This window comes from Proteiniclasticum sp. C24MP (assembly GCF_043951855.1).
Taxonomy (GTDB): Bacteria; Bacillota; Clostridia; order Clostridiales; family Clostridiaceae; genus Proteiniclasticum.
In genome coordinates, this window is the sequence record NZ_JBINJW010000007.1 from 86,072 (window position 1) to 105,754 (window position 19,683).

General features: G+C 41.8%; 15 protein-coding genes. 10 read left to right on the forward strand and 5 right to left on the reverse strand.

All coding sequences use genetic code 11. The features are described from left to right. Positions 1 to 84 precede the first annotated feature (84 nt). From ACHAL6_RS07430 to ACHAL6_RS07450, 5 genes are all read left to right on the forward strand, one after another. Positions 85 to 1,833, forward strand: a complete 1,749-nt coding sequence (locus tag ACHAL6_RS07430; RefSeq protein WP_395269718.1) for an FAD-dependent oxidoreductase — start codon at positions 85 to 87, stop codon at positions 1,831 to 1,833. Positions 1,834 to 2,430: 597 nt separating this feature from the next. Further along, positions 2,431 to 3,474, forward strand: a complete 1,044-nt coding sequence (locus tag ACHAL6_RS07435) for a Wadjet anti-phage system protein JetD domain-containing protein (RefSeq protein ID WP_395269720.1) — start codon at positions 2,431 to 2,433, stop codon at positions 3,472 to 3,474. Then, positions 3,467 to 5,086, forward strand: coding sequence for a hypothetical protein (locus ACHAL6_RS07440; RefSeq protein WP_395269721.1), 1,620 nt, complete (start codon positions 3,467 to 3,469; stop codon positions 5,084 to 5,086). The genes ACHAL6_RS07435 and ACHAL6_RS07440 overlap by 8 nt, the downstream gene beginning before the upstream one ends. Next, on the forward strand, positions 5,073 to 5,783 hold the full coding sequence (locus tag ACHAL6_RS07445; RefSeq protein WP_395269723.1) for a DUF6063 family protein: 711 nt from the start codon (positions 5,073 to 5,075) through the stop codon (positions 5,781 to 5,783). The genes ACHAL6_RS07440 and ACHAL6_RS07445 overlap by 14 nt, the downstream gene beginning before the upstream one ends. Next, positions 5,770 to 10,197, forward strand: coding sequence for a hypothetical protein (locus tag ACHAL6_RS07450; RefSeq protein WP_395269724.1), 4,428 nt, complete (start codon positions 5,770 to 5,772; stop codon positions 10,195 to 10,197). The genes ACHAL6_RS07445 and ACHAL6_RS07450 overlap by 14 nt, the downstream gene beginning before the upstream one ends. Positions 10,198 to 10,331: 134 nt before the next feature. Here ACHAL6_RS07450 and ACHAL6_RS07455 read toward each other — a convergent pair whose 3' ends face one another. After that, positions 10,332 to 12,047, reverse strand: a complete 1,716-nt coding sequence (locus ACHAL6_RS07455; protein WP_395269725.1) for a DUF2075 domain-containing protein — start codon at positions 12,045 to 12,047, stop codon at positions 10,332 to 10,334. 154 nt (positions 12,048 to 12,201) lie between these two features. Next, a complete protein-coding gene (locus tag ACHAL6_RS07460) occupies positions 12,202 to 12,537 on the reverse strand; it encodes a nucleotide pyrophosphohydrolase (RefSeq protein WP_395269727.1) in 336 nt (111 codons plus the stop codon). A gap of 371 nt (positions 12,538 to 12,908) precedes the next feature. Here ACHAL6_RS07460 and ACHAL6_RS07465 point away from each other — a divergent pair, with 371 nt between their 5' ends. From ACHAL6_RS07465 to ACHAL6_RS07475, 3 genes are all read left to right on the forward strand, one after another. Further along, a complete protein-coding gene (locus tag ACHAL6_RS07465; RefSeq protein WP_395269728.1) occupies positions 12,909 to 14,279 on the forward strand; it encodes an exonuclease domain-containing protein in 1,371 nt (456 codons plus the stop codon). A 118-nt stretch (positions 14,280 to 14,397) separates the two neighbouring features. Further along, the gene (locus ACHAL6_RS07470) at positions 14,398 to 14,805 is read left to right on the forward strand and encodes an HIRAN domain-containing protein (protein ID WP_395269730.1); all 408 of its coding nucleotides are present in this window, start codon (positions 14,398 to 14,400) and stop codon (positions 14,803 to 14,805) included. Between the two features lie 34 nt (positions 14,806 to 14,839). Then, the gene (locus tag ACHAL6_RS07475) at positions 14,840 to 16,459 is read left to right on the forward strand and encodes a DUF2569 family protein (RefSeq protein ID WP_395269732.1); all 1,620 of its coding nucleotides are present in this window, start codon (positions 14,840 to 14,842) and stop codon (positions 16,457 to 16,459) included. 115 nt (positions 16,460 to 16,574) lie between these two features. Here the strand turns inward: ACHAL6_RS07475 and ACHAL6_RS07480 are convergent, their stop codons facing one another. Beyond that, on the reverse strand, positions 16,575 to 16,973 hold the full coding sequence (locus ACHAL6_RS07480) for a 23S rRNA (pseudouridine(1915)-N(3))-methyltransferase RlmH (protein WP_395269734.1): 399 nt from the start codon (positions 16,971 to 16,973) through the stop codon (positions 16,575 to 16,577). Positions 16,974 to 17,103: 130 nt separating this feature from the next. Between ACHAL6_RS07480 and ACHAL6_RS07485 the strand changes: the two genes are divergently transcribed. Further along, entirely contained in the window at positions 17,104 to 17,556 is a 453-nt protein-coding gene (locus tag ACHAL6_RS07485; RefSeq protein ID WP_395269736.1) for a MarR family winged helix-turn-helix transcriptional regulator, read from the forward strand. After that, entirely contained in the window at positions 17,553 to 18,563 is a 1,011-nt protein-coding gene (locus ACHAL6_RS07490; protein ID WP_395269738.1) for an aromatic acid exporter family protein, read from the forward strand. The genes ACHAL6_RS07485 and ACHAL6_RS07490 overlap by 4 nt, the downstream gene beginning before the upstream one ends. Positions 18,564 to 18,709: 146 nt before the next feature. On the opposite strand, the gene ACHAL6_RS07495 is transcribed toward ACHAL6_RS07490, so the two are convergent. Further along, positions 18,710 to 19,105, reverse strand: a complete 396-nt coding sequence (locus tag ACHAL6_RS07495; protein ID WP_395269740.1) for a hypothetical protein — start codon at positions 19,103 to 19,105, stop codon at positions 18,710 to 18,712. Positions 19,106 to 19,311: 206 nt separating this feature from the next. Continuing rightward, on the reverse strand, positions 19,312 to 19,650 hold the full coding sequence (locus ACHAL6_RS07500; protein ID WP_395269742.1) for a helix-turn-helix domain-containing protein: 339 nt from the start codon (positions 19,648 to 19,650) through the stop codon (positions 19,312 to 19,314). Positions 19,651 to 19,683 lie beyond the last annotated feature (33 nt).

Consider the following 19,683-nt stretch of genomic DNA (forward strand, 5'->3'; position numbering starts at 1 on the left):
TTAAACAAAACGTTTAAAACATATTGATTAAAGCGATAAAATCTAGTACAATTTGTTTGTGAAATAACGAACCAGGAGGGAATTATGAAGAAACTGATTGTACTACTACTTACCATGATGATGCTTGTGAGTGCCGGCTGTGGAGCAAAGAACGAAGCCCCAAAGGAAACGCCAGGCACCGCCGCTGAAAGCCTCTTTACAGAAGGAACCTTTGAAGGAACTGGAAAAGGGCACAATGGAGAAATCAAAGTTGCTGTCACCTTCACTACAGACCGTATTGAGAAGATCGAGGTGCTGGACCATAAAGAATCTCTAGGGATTTTCGAAGCGCCTGTGGACAAGATTCCAAAAGAAGTTCTCGAAGAGCAGAGCCTGACGGCTGACCTTGTGGCTGGAGCGACCGTAACGTCCGAAGGTCTACTCGAAGCCATCGAGAATGCCTGCATTGCGGCAGGAGCGGATATCGAATCCCTGAAGAAAGCGGAAGCAGGCCAGGAAACAGAAGGCGAAGTCGTTACGCATGAAACGGACATCGTTGTTGTGGGTGCAGGCATTGCAGGACTATCTGCTGCCATGGAGGCTGTAGAGCAAGGCGCTAAAGTAATACTGGTGGAAAAGATGCCTATTGTTGGTGGAAGTACCATAAGATCTGGTGGCAAGATCCTTGCAGCTGGAACGGACATCCAGAAGGCCCATGGGATTGAGGACAGCGCAGAAGCCTTTGGTGATTTCCTCATGGAGGTCGGAGAGAATCAGGTGGATGAGGACTATGTGAGACTCATTGCAGAGAAGTCCAATGAAAATCTGGAATGGCTGATCGAGCATGGCGTTGAGTTCGCTGATGACATCGAGCCTCTGCATTCCACCATCAGTCCTGCCAGAGGACACTATACAGCAAACCTATCCGGTGCAGGCATGATCACCCCTCTGGAAGAAGAATTTCTTGCAGCAGGTGGAACCATTCTGTATGAAACACCAGCGGTAGAGCTTCTGACCGAAGGAGACAAGGTCATCGGTATTAAAGCGACCAATCCTGACAAGGATGACATTACAATAAAAGCGGAGTCAGTTATTCTGGCTACTGGCGGATTCAATCACAATGAAGAAATGATGGAGACCTACATTCCTTTCCTGAAAAACTATACCAGCAATGTAGGTCTGGGGAATTCCGGTGACGGTATCACCATGGCCAAGGCTGTAGGTGCAAAGCTTCTGATGAGAGAAGCTGGAATCAATCTGACCGTAAATGGTGGAACCTACTACGGGTATGGGGAAGAATTTAAGGGCCTCTTTGTGAATCCTGAAGGAGAACGTTTCATGGATGAATCTGTCTTCCACTTCACAAGAACCAGAATTCTCATGGATCATGGCATCAATGAGATGTACGCCATTACAACTGAGTACAATGACCGCATCGGGAAATCCATGGAAATGGGACTTGCGTTTGAGGCAGACTCTGTGGAAGCGTTAAGTGAACTCATCGGCGCTGAGAAGCTCAGCGAGACCGTGACCAGATACAATGAACTGGCAGAAGCTGGAGATGATGCGGACTTCGGCAAGGATGCATCCTTCATGAAACCTGTTGAAGGAGAGAAATACTACGCGCTGTATATGGGCATGAGCAGTTCAGGTACCTTCGGCGGTATCGATACAGACCTTCAGGGACGAGTCTACAGCGAAGACGGGTCCATCATCGAAGGACTCTATGCAGCGGGAGAGACTGCATCAGGACGTGTTCTGTACAAGGAATACCCAGGTTCTGGTACTGCCATCATGTGCTTCCTGACCTTTGGCCGTGAGGCTGGACGTCATGCAGCAGAAGCATTGAAATAAACTTAAACTTAAAAAGAGGAACATCGTATTTGAAGATGTTCCTCTTTTTGAGTTCAGCAATAGATGAGATGCAACACGCTGACTGTGGATGCTGTCCAACATCCGACCCAGTGCCAGAATGGATTGTTTGCAGTAGGCGAGTCAGATGCTCATGTGGTTATATTTGTAATAGATAGTATAATCTATCTTCGCTCTACATAAATGACAGTATAGAAACCTATGAGAACACTCGAAACACTCGAAACACTCGAAACACTCGAAACACACGTAAACACTCGCGAGTGTTTACGTGTGTTTATAACTGATACGATTAATCAGATGAAGTTCATCTCACGCATTATAGAACATTCAGAGCAGTAAACTGAGAAAAGTCGTCATCCAATTGCCACATCCATAGACAGAAGAGATATGACGGTTGGATCTGGATGAGACCATCATAATAAGCCTAGATTGTTCGATTCGTTAGCAGGAATCTGTTTCTCTAAATGAAAATACTTTAAGCTATGAATTCATTCATTTATATGTTTTGATTTGATTACAGCTATATTTGTGAATATTTTGATATAATGTAAGAGAATTAGTGTCTCGGAGGATAATATGAAAGTAAGGAAGTATATTGAAAAGTTTCCGAAAAGGATCATAGGTTCTGCAGAGCTCATGGAGAAGATCCTTTCACCCTATGGTCTTCTTGTGGATGAGGTGAGCCAGCTGGTCTCAGAAGGTCTACTTGAACCAGTAAAATCATCTGGACTCAATGGAAGAAGACCGGTGCTTTATAACAGGTACCGCATTCTAAGAAATGAGAAAGACTACTCCGATGTCTATGGAAAGATCCGCCTGCTACATGGGAAATTCGACCATCAGTACTATCTGAACCATCCGGAAAGTTATCTGGAGCAGGAGGAGGACATCAGAGCGCTTAGTGACTTCCTGTGGCATAGAGCAAAGGAGCTGGAGACACCCATGTCCATCAATGAGAGATCCTTTTCCATCTTCGGGAAAGAGAAACTTCTGAAATCCGTGGAGAAGAAGTTTGGCAGCTGTTTTCATCTTCGGGATTTCACTTGGGATGATCTGAACATCTATGCCACACCGGAGCCCTTTTTCGAATACATCCATCCGAATATTTCTGAAGGAGACATTCTGGTAGTGGAGAATAAGGATACCTGGTACACGCTGCGAAAGATCATGCGTGAAGAGGACAAGGTGCGTCTCTTCGGTATTGATTTCAAGGTACTTCTATATGGAGAAGGAAAGAAGATTACAAGGCAGTCCGGAAGACTGCGGGAATACAGTGAAGAGGTGCTGGGAGAAGGCGATCACAGATTCTATTATTTCGGCGACCTGGATTATGAGGGGATCTCCATCTTTCAGGAAGCGAAACAGAAGAATCCGGAAATCCAGATGTCGCTACTTACACCAGCCTATGAACTGATGCTTTCGTTCGGTGAGAATATGAAGTATCCCATGACCAGAGATCACAGAATGCCAAGAGCAGATCTAACTGCTTTTCTTGCTCTCTTTTCAGAAGACCATCAGAAGAAGATACTGGACATTCTGGAGGGGGGTTACTATATACCTCAGGAAATACTGAACTATTCGACGTTTAAGTCACATATGAAAGGAAACAGCCATGTATGAATTTCTGGAAGGATTCCACAGGCGGATGCAGCTCATCGGTGTGGTGGATGCCCTGATCAATCGAAGAAATAAGAAATCCGAATTGGAGGCGCCCATCGGAGACAGGCAGTTTGAAAACCTGATCTTTTCGGTCCTCGTCTTCATCATGGAAAAAACCCTCACAGAGGAAGAAGAATGCACCATGAAGACCATAGCCGCATTTGTCGAGCAGCTGATGATAGAGGAGTATCAGTATCCCAGTCCTACAGAAATGGCTCTTCCGGTCAGTGAATACATCGTGAAGACCATTCTGCAGTTTGATGGGAAAAACACCTATTATCCGGTGATGAATTATGAGACAAAGGAATGGACGGAGCTTAGAATCAAGCTTCTGGATGAAAAGGTGGAAGACCGTCCAGGAGGATATGTCAGCATCTATTCCCTGACGGATCAGGGCTATGACTTTCTTTTTAGAACCAAGGAAGTGGATAATGAAATCAGCTTCTCTGTGGAGGAGTTCAAGCTTCGAGAACTCATCAAGCGTAAAAACTACAAGAAGGCCCTGCAGCAGAGCAACAATCTGGTGCAGATGGTCAGACAGAAGAAAAGGGATCTGGAGCAGTTCATTCAGACCGCCAAAGGAAACATTCTAGAGCTGGATCTGTCCAAGTTTGATGAGCTTATCAACAGCACCTATAAGCTTCTCCGGGATGAATACGAGATGCTTGGGGAAATACTAGGGATGGTGAGAAAGTCCGAAGAAAGGCTGAAGATGGAATACAGCCTTCGTGGAGAGCTCACGGAGGACCTGAGAAAGGCGCAGATGGAGCTCGGTAAAATTAATCAGAACCTGGCTTCCGCCAGGAAAGAGCAGATGAATCTCATCAACGAGAGAGAAGGGTCCTATCAGATCCTGAAATCCACACTGGCGGAAAGCTTTCAGTACACCCGTCAGAAGCGCTATGACTTTGAAGCGGAGATACTTCGGCGAATGGAAACTGCTGGAGAGGAATCCGTGAAGAACCTCTGGCGACTCTTCAATCCTCTTTTCCATGTGGAGCCGGTGCGTCATCTGCCAATCAGTCTCTTCTATCAGCGCCAGGGAAAGCTGATAGATCAGGACGAAGCACCTGAAGCCGGATTTCTTATGGATGAGCTTCAGGAAGACCTGGAGAAGAAACAGAATGAAAAGACCAACCTCAACTACCTGAAAATCATGAAGAGCATTGCTGAAATCGCCATGGAAAAGGACGGAGAGACGGATTTCAGAACCCTCTGCCAGGAGCTGAAGAAGGAAGAGGAAACCTGGGCGCGTCTCATAGAAGGGAATCTTCTCTTCATCACCATGCTCAAGCTCTATGAGTTGGAGAAACTGGATGTGGAAGCCTGGAGGCGGTCTAAAAGCACTTTCCTTGGTAATCCCACCAGCGAGTTCAATATCGATGCACTCCTCTATCAGCTGAATCAGGGTGGATTCGGTTATGAGCAGGTCGATGAGATTCATTTCTCTAAGATTGAAGGAGAAAGCTTTGAAATGATACTGGAAGAACAAAGAGAAAGCATGCTCATCCGAAATAAGATTGAGCTGGACAACATACGGATAAAGGTGGTGAAAAGTCTTGGAGAATATTAGAACAGCCTCTCAGATTCTTCGTGTGATGATGGAGGAAGGGAAACTGGAAAGAACAGGAAATAAGGACCTTTTCATGAGCTATATCAGTGAACCTGGTATTCAGGAGGTCCTCCATGCCATGACGGAGGAACTGGATGCCCAGGTGCTTCGCATCAACAATATCCTCTATCTGATTCCTTCCACGGAGAATCAGCTTCTGGGATTTCGGAACAAGGATGTAAGGGACTGGCTTGGCAGCAATGTGAGGCAGGCGGATGCGTTTCTTGCCTACTACATCGTTGCGGTAATCTTCAATCTCTTTTACGGAGGAAAAAACCGAGATCCCAAGCAGAGAGAGTTTCTCTCTCTGGTGGCGGTCATGGAAGAGATGGATCGAAGAACCAGAGATTGCCTGGAGCATCCTGAAAAGACGGAAGAGCTGGAACAGGAATACAGCATGAACTTCATGAACATTGCCCAGAACTGGGACATCAAGAAAGGATTCGAGGAAGGAAGCAGACTGACCACGAAGATGGGATTTCTTTTAAGGGTCATGAGGCTTCTGCAGCAGGAAGGGCTGCTTCGCATTTCAGAAAACGAGAAGGAAATCCGTACAACGGACAAGCTGGACGATCTCATGCTGCACTATTACCTGAACGATGACCGCGTAGAGGAGATTCAGAGGATTTTCAAGGAGGAGCACCATGCCGAAAATTAATCGGATCCGTATCATCAATTTTTCCTACAATGGCGATAAAAGACTGATTCTGGATGAACAGTTCAATTTCCATCAGGGTGAAAATGCGCTCATGAGTCTCAAGAACGGGGGTGGGAAAAGTGTCCTGGTTCAGGCCATCATGCAGCCGATTCTTCCTGCTCAGACTCTCCAGAAGAGAAAGATCAGCGACTTTTTCGTGAAGAAGAAGCTACCGTCCTATATCCTCATCGAGTGGAAACTGGATGGTGATGGAGGGTATCTTACCACAGGTATCTGTATGGAAAACAAGGAAAGGCATCTTCAGGATCAGGAGGAACAGGGAAACTCTGTGAGGTACTTCACCTTTACCACCAGTTACAGAAGACCAGACACCTTTGACATCCTGAGAATTCCGCTGGTGGAAAAATCGGACAACAGAGTGATCATAAGGACCTTTAAGGAGTCCTATGATCTGCTGCAGGCGGAGCGTAAGGAGCGTCCCAATGTGGTGTCTATATTTCCGGAGCACGAGAAGAAGGCCTATCAGGCGCATCTTCTGAGCTTCAACATCAACAGCGATGAATGGAAAACCATAATGGTACCCATCAACTCTGAAGAAGGCGGCATCATCAAGATCTTCGAGAAGTGCAAGACTTCCAGGCAGCTCATGAGAGACTGGATCTTAAAGACTGTGGATAAGGTGCTTTTTGATGACACCAGAGAATCCCAGAGTCTTCATGAAATGATGGGGAATCTGGCTCAAACCATGATCGACAACGAAGAATACATGGTGGAAAGAGACCTTCTGAAAGGTTTTTCGGACAATCTCAGAAGAATCAGCGACGAAGTGCGAAAGGTCGCTTCCACCTATGGAGATCAGATGGAGGTGGAAGGAAAGCTTCTTTCGCTAGACCGGTATCTGGAAGAGGAGATTCTGAGAATATCCGAATCCATAGAAGAGGATCTTGTGAAACTGGATCTTAAGGAAAGAGAGAAGGTGCGAATCGCTCAGGAAAAGATCTCTCATGATTACTATGAAGCTGAAAACAGGCATGAGAAGAGTAGAATCAGGGCAGAGGAGCTGAAGAAGGTTTTTGAGGAGCTGAGCGCAGAGAAAGAACGTCTTTATCACCGCATGGCTGTGATGGATGCGGCAGAGATCCATGAAGAGCTTCTTGAGCTGGAGACAAAGCTCGCAGGTGTAGAAACAGATCTGAGAAGAGTGGAGGATCAGTCTGAGGATCAGATGATGATCGAAAGGCTCTCCTACTCTATTAAGCTTGCCTATAAGGTGGAGCTGGAAGATCTCAGGCAGAAACTTGACAAGAAAAGGCACCAGGCAGAATCACTCAAAGAAGAACAGCAGAAACTGAAAGAGGAGATGAAGCAGAAGGAGGAGAAGCGGAGTACACTCAAGGAAAGAGTGTTCTCCCTCAAAATTCGAATAGAACAGTATCAGCAGAAAGAGGAGAACCTTTCTGCAAGAATCCGCATGGTCTTTCAGAGAAATCTCATGGGTGGACTGGATCTGAAAGAAGCGGGCAGAATGGAAAAGCATCTCGAAAAACTTATGACGGAAGCCATAGGAGAGATAGACAGACTGGATGCTGAGATCACAAAACGCAATGAGGAAGAGGAAGCCATACAGAAATCTATACCTGAAATCACGGAAGAGAAAGGGATAACAAGACTCCACCATAAGAAGAAGGAGGATGAAATAGAGATCTTCCTTAAGAAAGAGGAAGTGTTTATCCGTTGCCTTGAAAAGTACAATCTCAACCAGGTGAAACGATTTGACCAGGAATATGTAGCGATGGAATTCCAAAAACTCCTCCTTTCCGCTCAGGAGAAGCTGGATGGACATAAGGAGGAAATCAGAAGTCTCAGAAAGCGCGAATCTGCCATGAAGAACAATATCCTCCATGTATCCAAAGAGTACTGGGATTATCTCATGAACAGCGGCATCATTTTCGAGACGGGAGAGTCTTATCTTCAGAGGCAGACCGCTGAAATCAGAGAAAAACTGATGCAGTCAGCGCCGCTGCTCCCCTATGCATTTCTCATGACGGAAGAGGAGCTTCTGAAAGCGAAGAGTCAACGTCCTCTGAGACCCCTTCTTCAGCCCATACCTGTGATGCTGTATCAGTCCTTGGAAAGTGAAGAAGAAAACGGAGAAGCATCCATCGATCTTGGAAAAGGCATGAGTATTTTCTGTTATCCGGATCGGAAACTCTTTGAAAGTGATGGAATCGAGTCCTATAAAAAGGACCTGGTGATGAGGCTCGAAAGTGAGGAAGCCAGCAAAGCCCATTATGAGGAGCTTCTGAAAAGCATTCGGGCAGATGAGTCCATGGCAGAAAACTTCGAGTATACGGAAAACTGGCTCAAGGAAGCAAGGCTTGAAGAAGAGGCGTTATCCGAAAAGCTGAGAATGCTGATTGAGAGGGAAGAGGAACTTCAGATCAGAGTGAAGAGGCTGAAGATAGAGCGTAGGGATCTGATGGAAAAACGAAGATCAGAAGAGAAAAGCAGAGAGCATCTGGAAAGAAATCTGGAGGATTTCAGGCTGCACCTTTCGGAGAATGAAGAATGTGAACGTGATTTCAGGGAGAAGACCAGCAGAGAAGATGAGCTGAAAGAGCTGGAAAGATACATGGAAGTGTTAAGTAGACAGCTTGAGAAAGTGGAAAGCGATGTTATCAGTGAGCGTAATGAAGTCTATAAAATGGAACTGGTAGAGGAAGCAAAAGCCAGTGAGGCCAGAGTCTATGATTCTTTCGAAGAAAGACCCCTTGTGGAAGGGACTCTTTCATCGCTTCTGGTACAGCTAAAGAAATACAAAGATTCGCTGGATGGTAATGTTCTAAGGCTCACCAGTGAGAAAGAAGAACTCCATAAAAGACTGGATAAGGCCAGAGGGAAGCTTAGGGATACTGGAATCGTAGAAGAGGAATATAAGGCAAGGTCCTTTAGTCTATCGGAAAAGGCGGTTATGAAGGAAAATCTGAAGAACCTGGAGCCAAAGTTCACCTCAAGCGTGGAGCAGCTACGAGAAGCGGATAATGAAGCTTTCCGCAGATCAGGAATGCTTGAAGGTAAGTTAAATGAGCTACAGAAAATGATGCCGGAACCACTGGATAAGGAAGAAATACGGGGACATTATGTGGAAAGAACCGCTGCGTGTGAAACAGCAATCAGAAGCATTAGAGTGAAAGTGAAAGATTCAAACGGAAGAATCGATGAATACAGAAGACTGCGAGACCGGATAAAACTCATTATGCCTGATAGGAACCGTGCGGAAGCAGTTAAGAAATGGATTCCGGAGAAAAATGCCAGTGAGAGCTTTGAAGAGCTGGGAAGACGACTAAGCCAGCTGAAGAAGCTTATGAGTGAGCAGAGAAGTGAAGTGCAGTCATCATATCAGAATCTGAATTACCAGTATCAGGGGAAGAACTATAATCTGAGCTCCATACTGGAAGCATTCCAGAAAATGCATCAGCAGGCGGAGAAGGATTATGAGAAGTACTACTATCTGTATGAACATACGGAGAATCATCTGGAAAGTCTCAATCATCTGATTCATGTGAACGAGCTGCAGCTGGAGACCATGGAAGAGAACTTCAAGGATACGGTGACCATGAGTTACAATCTGGCCAGAGAAATCTATGACCATGTGAACAGAGTGGCCGATGATTCCAGCATCATGCTGGATGGTCGCAGCAGAAAGGTGAAGATGATAGAAATTATTCTTAAAGAGCTGGAGCCCCAGGAGAAGGGCTTTGAAGCCATGAGGCAGTATATCACAGAGAGAGCGGATGAAGTGAAGCAGCAGCTGAAGAGCGGCAAGACGAAGAAGGACCTACGTGAAATGATAGCAAGATTCATGTCCAGCGAGGAGCTGCTTAATGTGGTCTCTGATCTGTCTGATCTCAGAATCAAGGCATTCAAAATCGATGTCAATGCAAAGCACAGCCAGGCGAAAGACTGGGAGAAGGTCATGAGGGAAAACTCCGGGGGAGAGCGGTTTGTATCTTTCTTTGCCGTCATGGTGGCGCTGATGTCCTATTCCAGAAACAGCCAGAAGCTGATTCAGGAATACCATAAGATCAAGGATACAAAAGTGCTGCTTATGGATAATCCTTTCGGTCCCATTTCATCAGAGCATCTCCTGAAGCCTCTGTTTGAGATTGCGAATAAGTATGATACGCAGCTGATCTGTCTTACGGATCTGAAGCAGAACTCCATCATGAATCAGTTCAAGGTGATCTTCATGCTGAAGATCATGGGCAATACTACAGGAACTATGGAATATCTGACGGTGGAGGAAGAACCTTCTTCAGACTATCAAGATGAAGTGAATGAGAATCTTGAAATGGTGAATTATCACTTCAAGGAGATGGAGCAGATCAGTCTTCTGGATGGGATTGCTGAGTAGGTATAAGTACCCGATAGTGAATAAATACTGTTGTATGCAAAGCTGAAAACTTCAAACAGTGATTGAATTTTATATTTACAATAAAAATAGGCATCTTGATTCTACTCTGCGGTAGCAAGATGCCTATAAGTATCTTAAATTTTAGTATTTAATAATCGAGATTTTAAATATTCTCTAAGATTCTCATCCTGGCAGAATACATAACATCCTTTCATGCCTCTACTCAAGAGAACTCTATAGATGTTCTGAATATAGTTTGTTAGCTCGGTTGGTTTATTCTTTAATCCCTTCTTTCCTGCAGAGTCCTTATAGTCATCGTAGGAACCATAAACCTTCATAGATATGGGGTCATATTTCAGATCGTTACCGATGATGACTCCCACATAATCAAATTCAAGGCCTTGGGATGTGTGAATACAGCCGATCTGTCCAGACTTATCTGGGTCGACTGCCCAAGAATAGGAATTGTTTCTGCTGTTCCATGGCATGCTGAAATTGTATTCTTCCATGACGATGTCATCTATCTCTGCATTAGAGTTTCCTTCTTTTTCTGAAGTCCAGTTCCATGCGTAACCAGCTAGAAGTCTTGCTTTAAAGCCTTCTTCAATCCTCTGATCTACAACGTCCTTCAGGCCATTGGGGGTGTCGACAAGTTTGAATTCAAAAGTCTCCTGATCCCAGCCGTCAAAATTCGCTGTATCTGAAATGCCTAGGGTATGCTCTACCCAGTTAAGAAAGCCTTCTGCACCAGCACATCTGAACTGTGCAATCAGATCTACCTTGACCACTTCAGACCCATATTTATCTGCAACCTCGATGATCTTTTCTACAGTACCTTCGTCATTGGGCCGGATTCTCTGGAAATCATCAATGAAGAACACATTGCATCTCGAGGATCGAATCATGTCTTCCACCTGACTCTCACCTTTGTACATATAAGTGCCTTTTCCTTTTAGTCTATGTGCTTCATCCACGATGAGCATATCGAATTCATCGTCTAGAGCATTATAATATTTTCCGGAACCGGAAAATATCGCACTTAATCTCTTCTTAGTATATTTCCTGCTTCCACAGAGGGAAGAAATAAGTGCTTCTTTGAAGGAAGCATTCGGTGCTATAAACTGGATGTTCATCTCTTCGTTTAGCAGCTTAACAAGAGCGTTCATTGCAACAACGGACTTTCCGGTGCCTGGACCACCATTAACGATGATTGTCTTTTTGCCTTCAGCATTCAGCGCATGTTCTATGATGTTTGCATAAGCCACCTGCTGTTCATCAAGTAGGGTATATACCTGATTTCCCTGAAACATGCTAGTAATATATTCCACGAATTTCTTAGATGGTCTAATTTTCCCGTTTTCAATCTGATAGAGGATTTCTTTTCCGCTTCCCCTTCCTACATACTTTCTGATGAATGCTTCCAGTCTGTTTACGTCTCTAGAGAAGAAAACAGGTGTGTCTTCTATGATTTCAGCATATTGCGAGCTAAGCAAGGGTTCTGGGTCACGCACCTGATAGTTATGCAGGTATGCACAGGAGTAGGACTGGATGTTCTTTGTGTAGACAGCTTCATTCATATCAGTAATATATTTTTTGTAGGAATAAGCCTGATAGGAAGGATGAGGCACATCGCGAACTGCTCCGCCTACGTAAGTTGCGACTAGTTCTTCCTTGTTTGTTGCATGAGCAGATTCCCATTGTTTAAGTTCTACAATTACAAAGTTTGCTTCATCCTTTTCATTGTGGCCTGTTACAATGAAATCAATTCGCTTGCTTGTTGAAGGAATATTATACTCTACAAGTACGCCACAATCACCAGGTATGTCAGCTTTTCTTAGGGCTGTTTCCATGAAACGGAGTGAATTGTTCCAGGACCTTTTTTCGTTGCTGTTGACCTTGCGTCCGAATTTCTCTCGAAAGCCTTTTTCGATGTCGGAGACGATGGCATTACTATCAACAGCATTTCGGAATCCTTCCACATCATTCTTGTAGATAATCATGTAATCACCTCAACTCTGTATATTTTTTGCTTGTCCCATATGCTTTGTCTTTCTGATACTTTTCTCCATTCTTATTTAGCTTATGCTCAATAATTTCTGAGATATCTAAATTCAGTTTCTCTGCAAGTAGTATGGAGTAGATCAATACATCGGCTAGCTCTTCTTTCATGTTATCGAGCTTGTCGATTTTCTCTAAGTCTGCTCCTGACCATTGAAATATCTCAAGGAGTTCCGCAGCTTCGAGACTGATTGAGATGGCTAAGTCTTTAGGATTATGAAACTGATCCCAGTTCCTTTCATCTCTGAACTTTATTATCTTTTCTATTAAATCCTGATTCATATATCCTCCAGTGAACAATAAATTATCTAATAATTCTTATTATAACTTATTTATCGAAAAATGAATAATTTAGAAAGAAATACGTATAATATAAATTTTATAGTGTAAAGAAAAAATCTATTAATCTTGATATTTGATTAGGTCGGAATGTCAAAGTATATAAAGATAAATATTCAGAAAGTGAATATTAAAATAGAATAATTATGATTAAAATATTATTTCCTATATATTGTATTAATTTTTAGAATATTCTATAATATTTTTGAGCATAAGATTTTGATGTGATTTGATAATCATCATAGCTGATGATGGCTAGAAGTATTACTAAGTGCAATTTTGCCGCGAGATGTATTTTGAGGATGGAGGTTAACATGAAAAAAATCACATATTTTGATGTGGAATATGCAAATCCTAAAAATAAATCTATTTGCCAATTAGGATTATTATGTGAAGATTATGATTCTGGAAAGCCATACTATCCAGAACAGAATCTCTATTTAAATCCACAAGATGGTTTTGACGATATTTGTGTTAAGATTCATGGAATTTCCTTTTCTAAAGTTAAGGATGAACCCTTTTTACCTGAGGTGTGGTCTGATATAAAAAAATATTTTAATAACACAGTTGTTGTTGGGCACAATTTAGCTAATGCAGATCTTAATGCATTGGCAAGAAATCTAAAACGCTATAGTTTAGAGATTCCTGAGTTTTACTATATTTGCACCCTTGACCTCGCTAAGAAATATGTGCCACCTTTTACTGTGGAAAACTACCGTATGGGTACACTTTGTAAGTGCTTTGATATCGATATAGATTTTGAGCATGATGCTTTTGCTGATGCAAGTGCGAATGCAAACTTATTTAGAGCGTTGGTTAAAAATTATGATATTTACATAGAGGAGCATATTAGAAGATATGATCCGATTGAAATAAAAGATTTTGAACAGTTCATGGCTACTCCAGTAATCAGAAAGGCAATAGTTGAATTTTATGGTATGGTGAAAGGGTTTTCTATTGATAATAAAATCACCTTCACCGAAGCGAATTACATTAGAAATTGGAGAAATCAGTACTGTCTATATACTGGAACAGAGGAGTTAGCCTCTATTATTGATGTCATTGACCGTATTCTAGAGGATGGAGTCGTTACGCTTGAAGAATCTTTTGAACTTCAGAGTATCGTTAGACAATATATGGCTATCACCTCAAAATCTCCTGTTACTTTAGGTACGCAGGTACTAAATGGAATCATGAAGGGTATAATTATTGACGGCGAAATATCTACTGAAGAAAGTGAAAACCTAAGAAATTGGTTGAATGAAAATAGTTTTCTCTCCGGGCATCATCCTTTTGATAAAGTTATGTGTATGCTGGAGGAAGCTCTTACTGATTCACTAATTACTGAAGAAGAATCGGGATATATTACTGAATCGATACAAAGCATTCTGAATCCAATTGAAGCGTTGAAGGTACAAGTCAATTCAGTTGATGGGAAACATGTCTGCCTTTCAGGTAATTTTGTCTTTGGAAGTAAGACTGATGTAAGCCAATATATTGTAAATCGTGGCGGAATCATTGATAACACAGTAAAGAAATCAACGAATATTTTGCTGATTGGAAACCTTGAGTGCCAAGCATACTCTAACGGAACTTATGGTAGTAAAGTGATAAAAGCTATTGAATATAATCAGAAAGGATGCAGTATTCAAATAGTGAAAGAGAAGGATTTAATTATTAAGTAAATGAATTAACAACAAATTGAGATTTATTAAATTTGATGATCGAAAGTGAAGCTCATAGTAGTTAACTCCAGTTTAACTACTTAAGAGAAGAGGCTGCTTAATAGGGGGAGATGCATGGATGCTAATCAATCAAAAACGCATAATAGTAATCCTGGTTTTGATTTCTGTTTTTCTTGTAGCGTGTACACCTAAGTATGTTTTACAAGACGAAATATATTCAAAGGTGGCAGGTGTAACATTTGAAAATGAAGATGGAGTGAATCGTCAAGAACTACTCTCCGAGCTGAGTTCAGGAGAGGAACTGGAACTTAGGTTGGAGCCGGAGAACCGTTATGATAAAAATGCTGTTGAAATCTATTCATCATTAGGGAAAATCGGATATATTAATAGAGAATTAGCACCTTATATATCAACATTGATAAATGAAGATGTGCGAGTTGATGTAGTAGTAAGTGAAATTACAGGTGGTGGACCTAGTCTGTTTTATGGATGCAATATCAAAATTTCTATTTATGATAAGAGTTAATGATAAGTTGTCTGAATAGTGAAAGGATGAAGAGATGGATATAATAAAATGGATCTTTTTTATGGGACTAGGCACATTTATAGGATCATTTGGTGTAGTACAGCTACTTATTTTGGTTTTATATTCTCTGCCAACTAATAAAGCTCTGAATGAAAAAGGTTTTGTTACAAATGTTCAAGAGATGGAAAAGTCAGACAGATCTTCGATTTTGTTATTATCACTTATTACTCTGACAATATCTTTCCTAGTATTTAATTATACATCAAGCAATAATTTGACGATTTACATTAGCGCTATTCTACTGATGGTATTTGTTGGGAGGAAACAGTTAAAAGGAAATAATGATAATATTTCAGATTATTTAAGAAGCCATCAGAGATATTTTGTCGATATTAGTATGCTTGATGAAAAAGAAACGAATAACTTAATTAGTATTCTCCAAGGTCATTATAGTACACAGAAGCAGGGCGTTGGTGGGTTTCTTCTCCTCTATATTTGTGCTATTGCTTATTATTCATATAGAGCATTAACTTCCATCTTCGATTTAATGAGATGGTTAAGTAACTCTGAGTTAATCACTTACATGGTAGAGACAGATTCCAAATTAATTCCTTTTTCAGTCCTTCAAATAATAGCAGCAATAGGAATTATTTCATTTGGGATTTACGTTGTATATAGTATCTACAAAAGAAAAAGAACAATAAAGAATATAGTCAGAAATTACCATATCTTATTGATAACTGTAAGTGTTGTTACATTGTTTATGGCAAGTCTCATACCATCAATTCTACAGGAAGAGATGATATATGTAATTTTTATAGAAGTGGTTATCACCATATTTTTTGCGGTCTGGGGGATTCAGTTTTTTAGCAATTCAATCAGGGTTGGATTCACTTTTGGGTTTAATAATTTAAAGCTCAATAGGGATAGTGTTGATGATCAAAATGATCTAAAAGGTCAAATCGAGTTTCAGATTAAGAATAGCATCTCAATCTCTAATCAAATAAGTAATGCAGAAATTGAGAAGAAAAAAGCAAAAAGGAGAGAATTAATAGGGAAAAGGTTAAGTCAATTTACAGCAGTACTTCTAGTGGGGGTTTGTATTTTAGCATTAGTAATTTGGTTCAGTGTTAACTACACTGCATTTGGGAAATATATGAATGCAAATGCGCTGTATCAATTAGGTAGATATGATGAGGCCTGTACCGTCTATGAACAGTTGGGGGATTATAGAGATGCAAAAGAAAATATTAAAATAGTAAAATATGGGATGGCTGTTGATGAATACACACTTGGGAATTTAATGAAGTCACATAAATTATTCCAATCAATTGAAGGCTATCGGGATTCTAAATCTTATATAGATAATATTAAGCCTTATCTTAGGCACGCTGGGTTTAGTTTAGAAGGGAGATTTTCTTCGAATGGGAAGTACTTTGAATATATTGAACAAGGAGATAATGTAGAAGTGAATTCAAATATACCGTCATTTGATGGAGAATACTTTCAACTAACTGATTTTGGAACAATAATGCAATTTGGAAAGGATGATAGTTATTCTGATTCGTACAAATTCTTTTTTGTGAATGAAGATATTCTTTATGTAACTTCCTTGAAAAACGGTGCTACCTATAAATTGCATAGAGAAAAATAAATGAATTTTTTCGAGATAATGGTGATAGACGACGTGAATTTTGTTAGGAGGAAGTTACTCTAGTTGACTAGACCAAGAGTATCTTTATCAACTTAATGACTAAAGAAAACCGCACTTATTTATGATATGGTTCACCGTACCATATCCTAAATGCCCTATAAATCTGCTCCAGCATACAGACGACAGATAGATCATCACTCATATCAAGAGTGGTAAGACTTAGTGTGTCATCTGTATCTACCTTCATATTAATCACAAAGGCGATCTTAGAATGTCCGTTTAAAGTGAGCTCCTGGATCTTTTCCGAAAAGGAAACAGAATCCAGGGCTTTTCCTTTTGCATATACTCTGAAAGTATAGCAGGAAGAAACGAGAGGAAGAACATCACTTTGGTTTTCCACTTCCTGCAGAATCAGATTGCAGTACCTCTTCAGTCTTTTACTGTATTCCTTAATGGCACCCAGATAATAATCTGGGATTTCATTCTTCCTATAGATAACAAGCAGTGTAACCATAGTTTCGCCTCCCTTGTATTACTATAATCATACCATGATTTTTTCTAGGTATAGGATGAAAATAACATATCTCCATTTAAATAAATTGAGTGCAATTGAAATTTAGGCCGTTATCTATTATAGTAGTAATATGGATAAGAATAGAATAAGCTATGGAAAAGAAAACGACACAAACCTAAAGCTTCTGATCTCTCTGAGCAGAGGCTTATCGAATATCAGTAGAGAGACCATGAGAAACATTAAGGAATACGGCATTACCCCCTCCCAGTTTATGGTTCTGGAAGTCTTATATCACAAAGGAGAGATGAGAGTCTGTGATATTACAGAAAAAATACTGTCCACTGGGGGGAATATGACTGTGGTCATCAACAATCTGCTGAAAGAAGAATACATTGAAAAAATACCGACCCCAGGGGATCGCAGATCCTACAGCGTCAGGATCACGAAAAAAGGAGAAGAGCTCATCAGTGCGCTTTTTCCCGGACACCTTGAGATTCTGGCGCAGTCCATGGATGGACTGAACCATGAGGAGAAGCAGGAGATGATCCGCCTACTAAAGAAGATGCAGAGGATCGAAGAATGAAGACGCTGAGAAAATATGTGGGATACCGCACACTGAAAACAGCCATCGGCGCAGCTGTCGCCATCATCATCGCAGAATACATCGGGCTCAGCTACGCCGTATCGGCTGGTGTCATCACCGTTCTGAGCGTGCAGAGCACCAAGAGAAAGTCCATCGAAATCGCCATAAGAAGACTGGGGTCTACAACCCTAGCGATTATGGTGGCCGTTGTGGTCTTTCTTCTCATGGGCTACTCCGCGGTGAGTTTCGGAATCTACCTACTCCTCTTCATACCCATTGCGGCAGCATTTAATCTCAATGATGGGATTGTGCCCAGCACGGTGCTTGTAACCCACCTGCTGGTGGAAGAGTCTGTAGCTCTTTCCTGGATTCTCAATGAATACGGCATTCTCATCGTAGGGGCAGGAATTGCGCTCCTCTTCAACATATACATGCCCAGTGTGGAGAAGGATATTAAGGAGGCGCAGAAGGATGTAGAACGACTCTTCAAGAAAATCCTTGCCAGTTTCTCGGAAGACATTCTATCCCAGTCTGTGAACATAGAAGAAGAGAAGATGTTCAAGGAACTGGATGCCACCCTGACGAGAGGATTTGAAAAAGCCCACAGGCTTTCCTCCAATTATCTTTCGGAAACCTTCCTCTACTATGTCCGGTACATGGAGATGAGAATCAAGCAGTACGAGATTCTCAAGCAGATGAGAGAAGACCTGGGCAGGGTGGACAGCTACTACGAGCAGAACCGTCTTGTTGCCTCTCTGACGGAGCTTGTAGCTCATCAGTACAATGAGCTCAATACAGCCAGAGAACTCATTGACGATCTCAATGGTTATATGGAAATCTTCCGAAATCAGGACCTGCCGAAAACGAGAGAGGAATTTGAAAACAGATCCTCCCTCTATCAGTATGTCCGGGATCTACAGACCCTTCTGGAAATCAAGAAGGAATTTGCAGACTCTCTAACTGAGTATGACAAGAAAACATTCTGGAAAAAAGAGGATGCAGCATAGATCCACTACAACTCAAGGTATTTCAAAAGGGGTTCGCCAGAACCCCTTTTAGTATGGAATGGATTATGTTTAGAAACCCCAGAAAATAAGATTCATGCGCAGTCTGACCAGGAGGGAACTTGAGCGGTCTACTGCGTGAAAGAAAGCTATCTGTTCTCTTCAGCAGGGAGCACTGTAAGCTCATATCCTTTCACGAAGAGAAGAAGTAGTGTGAACAGTAGTATCAGCAGAAGAGAGGTGTTCATGAGCTTCTGCTGCGTATCAGGAAGTAAGATTCGCAATGAAAAAAGTATAATCAGCACGGGTAAACTCCATCTGGTCCATAAGGTGGATGTGACTTCCACCTGGTCACCATCTTTTACGGTTACTCTATTACTTCTCACCCCGAACTGCATCACTTTCAGCTGTACCTGCTCATGAGGGATTTCGACCTCCACTTCTTTCTTATGGAAAACCGTACCGATCTTTTCTCCATTGGCATAGATATTTAAATTCGAACCGGACCCTTGCCAGCCTGTGTTTCTTTTCACTCTGATCAACATAGGAAGCCTCCTTATGAGATGGATTAAGAGAATATAGTGTTTAGTAAGTGGAGAAGTTAAAATATCAATAATTAAATCTTTTCATTATAAATTTATTATATATCATTCTAAGTGCTAATACTATTACCACTAGCATCTGATGCGAAGCTGCATGAAACAAAGAGGCAGGGACACTATTAATAAGTGTTCCTGCCTTCTGGGCTTCTCTATTCTTTTTCCTCTCTTGCAGTCTTCTTCACCCTCAGGTAGGCGATGAGCTCTTCCTGGTCTCTTACATCCCACTGATCAAAATCCCTGATCAGCTCATAGAGCTCCACGCTGATGTGCTTTTCCATAAGCCGCATATCCTCCGGTTCTGCCAGAACGGAATAAATGGAAAGATCCAGCGCTCTGCAGAGACTGGTCAGCGTATCCACTGGTGGCGTGCTGTTTCCGTTTTCTATATCGCTGATATAGGAAATGGACAGATTTGTAGCCTGAGCAACGTCTTTCAGGATCATATTCTTCTCTAGTCTTGCTTTCTTCAGCTTTTCTCCAATATTCATGTCCGCTCCTTAATTCCGTATATAGTAGTAGTT

Coding starts and splice junctions, on each gene's coding strand:
- ACHAL6_RS07485 (WP_395269736.1), top strand. CDS start 17,104: ATGGATAAGAATAGAATAAGCTATGGAAAAGAAAACGACACAAACCTA.
- ACHAL6_RS07480 (WP_395269734.1), bottom strand. CDS start 16,973: ATGGTTACACTGCTTGTTATCTATAGGAAGAATGAAATCCCAGATTAT.
- ACHAL6_RS07460 (WP_395269727.1), bottom strand. CDS start 12,537: ATGAATCAGGATTTAATAGAAAAGATAATAAAGTTCAGAGATGAAAGG.
- ACHAL6_RS07435 (WP_395269720.1), top strand. CDS start 2,431: ATGAAAGTAAGGAAGTATATTGAAAAGTTTCCGAAAAGGATCATAGGT.
- ACHAL6_RS07475 (WP_395269732.1), top strand. CDS start 14,840: ATGGATATAATAAAATGGATCTTTTTTATGGGACTAGGCACATTTATA.
- ACHAL6_RS07500 (WP_395269742.1), bottom strand. CDS start 19,650: ATGAATATTGGAGAAAAGCTGAAGAAAGCAAGACTAGAGAAGAATATG.
- ACHAL6_RS07465 (WP_395269728.1), top strand. CDS start 12,909: ATGAAAAAAATCACATATTTTGATGTGGAATATGCAAATCCTAAAAAT.
- ACHAL6_RS07455 (WP_395269725.1), bottom strand. CDS start 12,047: ATGGAAACAGCCCTAAGAAAAGCTGACATACCTGGTGATTGTGGCGTA.
- ACHAL6_RS07470 (WP_395269730.1), top strand. CDS start 14,398: ATGCTAATCAATCAAAAACGCATAATAGTAATCCTGGTTTTGATTTCT.
- ACHAL6_RS07430 (WP_395269718.1), top strand. CDS start 85: ATGAAGAAACTGATTGTACTACTACTTACCATGATGATGCTTGTGAGT.
- ACHAL6_RS07490 (WP_395269738.1), top strand. CDS start 17,553: ATGAAGACGCTGAGAAAATATGTGGGATACCGCACACTGAAAACAGCC.
- ACHAL6_RS07440 (WP_395269721.1), top strand. CDS start 3,467: ATGTATGAATTTCTGGAAGGATTCCACAGGCGGATGCAGCTCATCGGT.
- ACHAL6_RS07495 (WP_395269740.1), bottom strand. CDS start 19,105: ATGTTGATCAGAGTGAAAAGAAACACAGGCTGGCAAGGGTCCGGTTCG.
- ACHAL6_RS07450 (WP_395269724.1), top strand. CDS start 5,770: ATGCCGAAAATTAATCGGATCCGTATCATCAATTTTTCCTACAATGGC.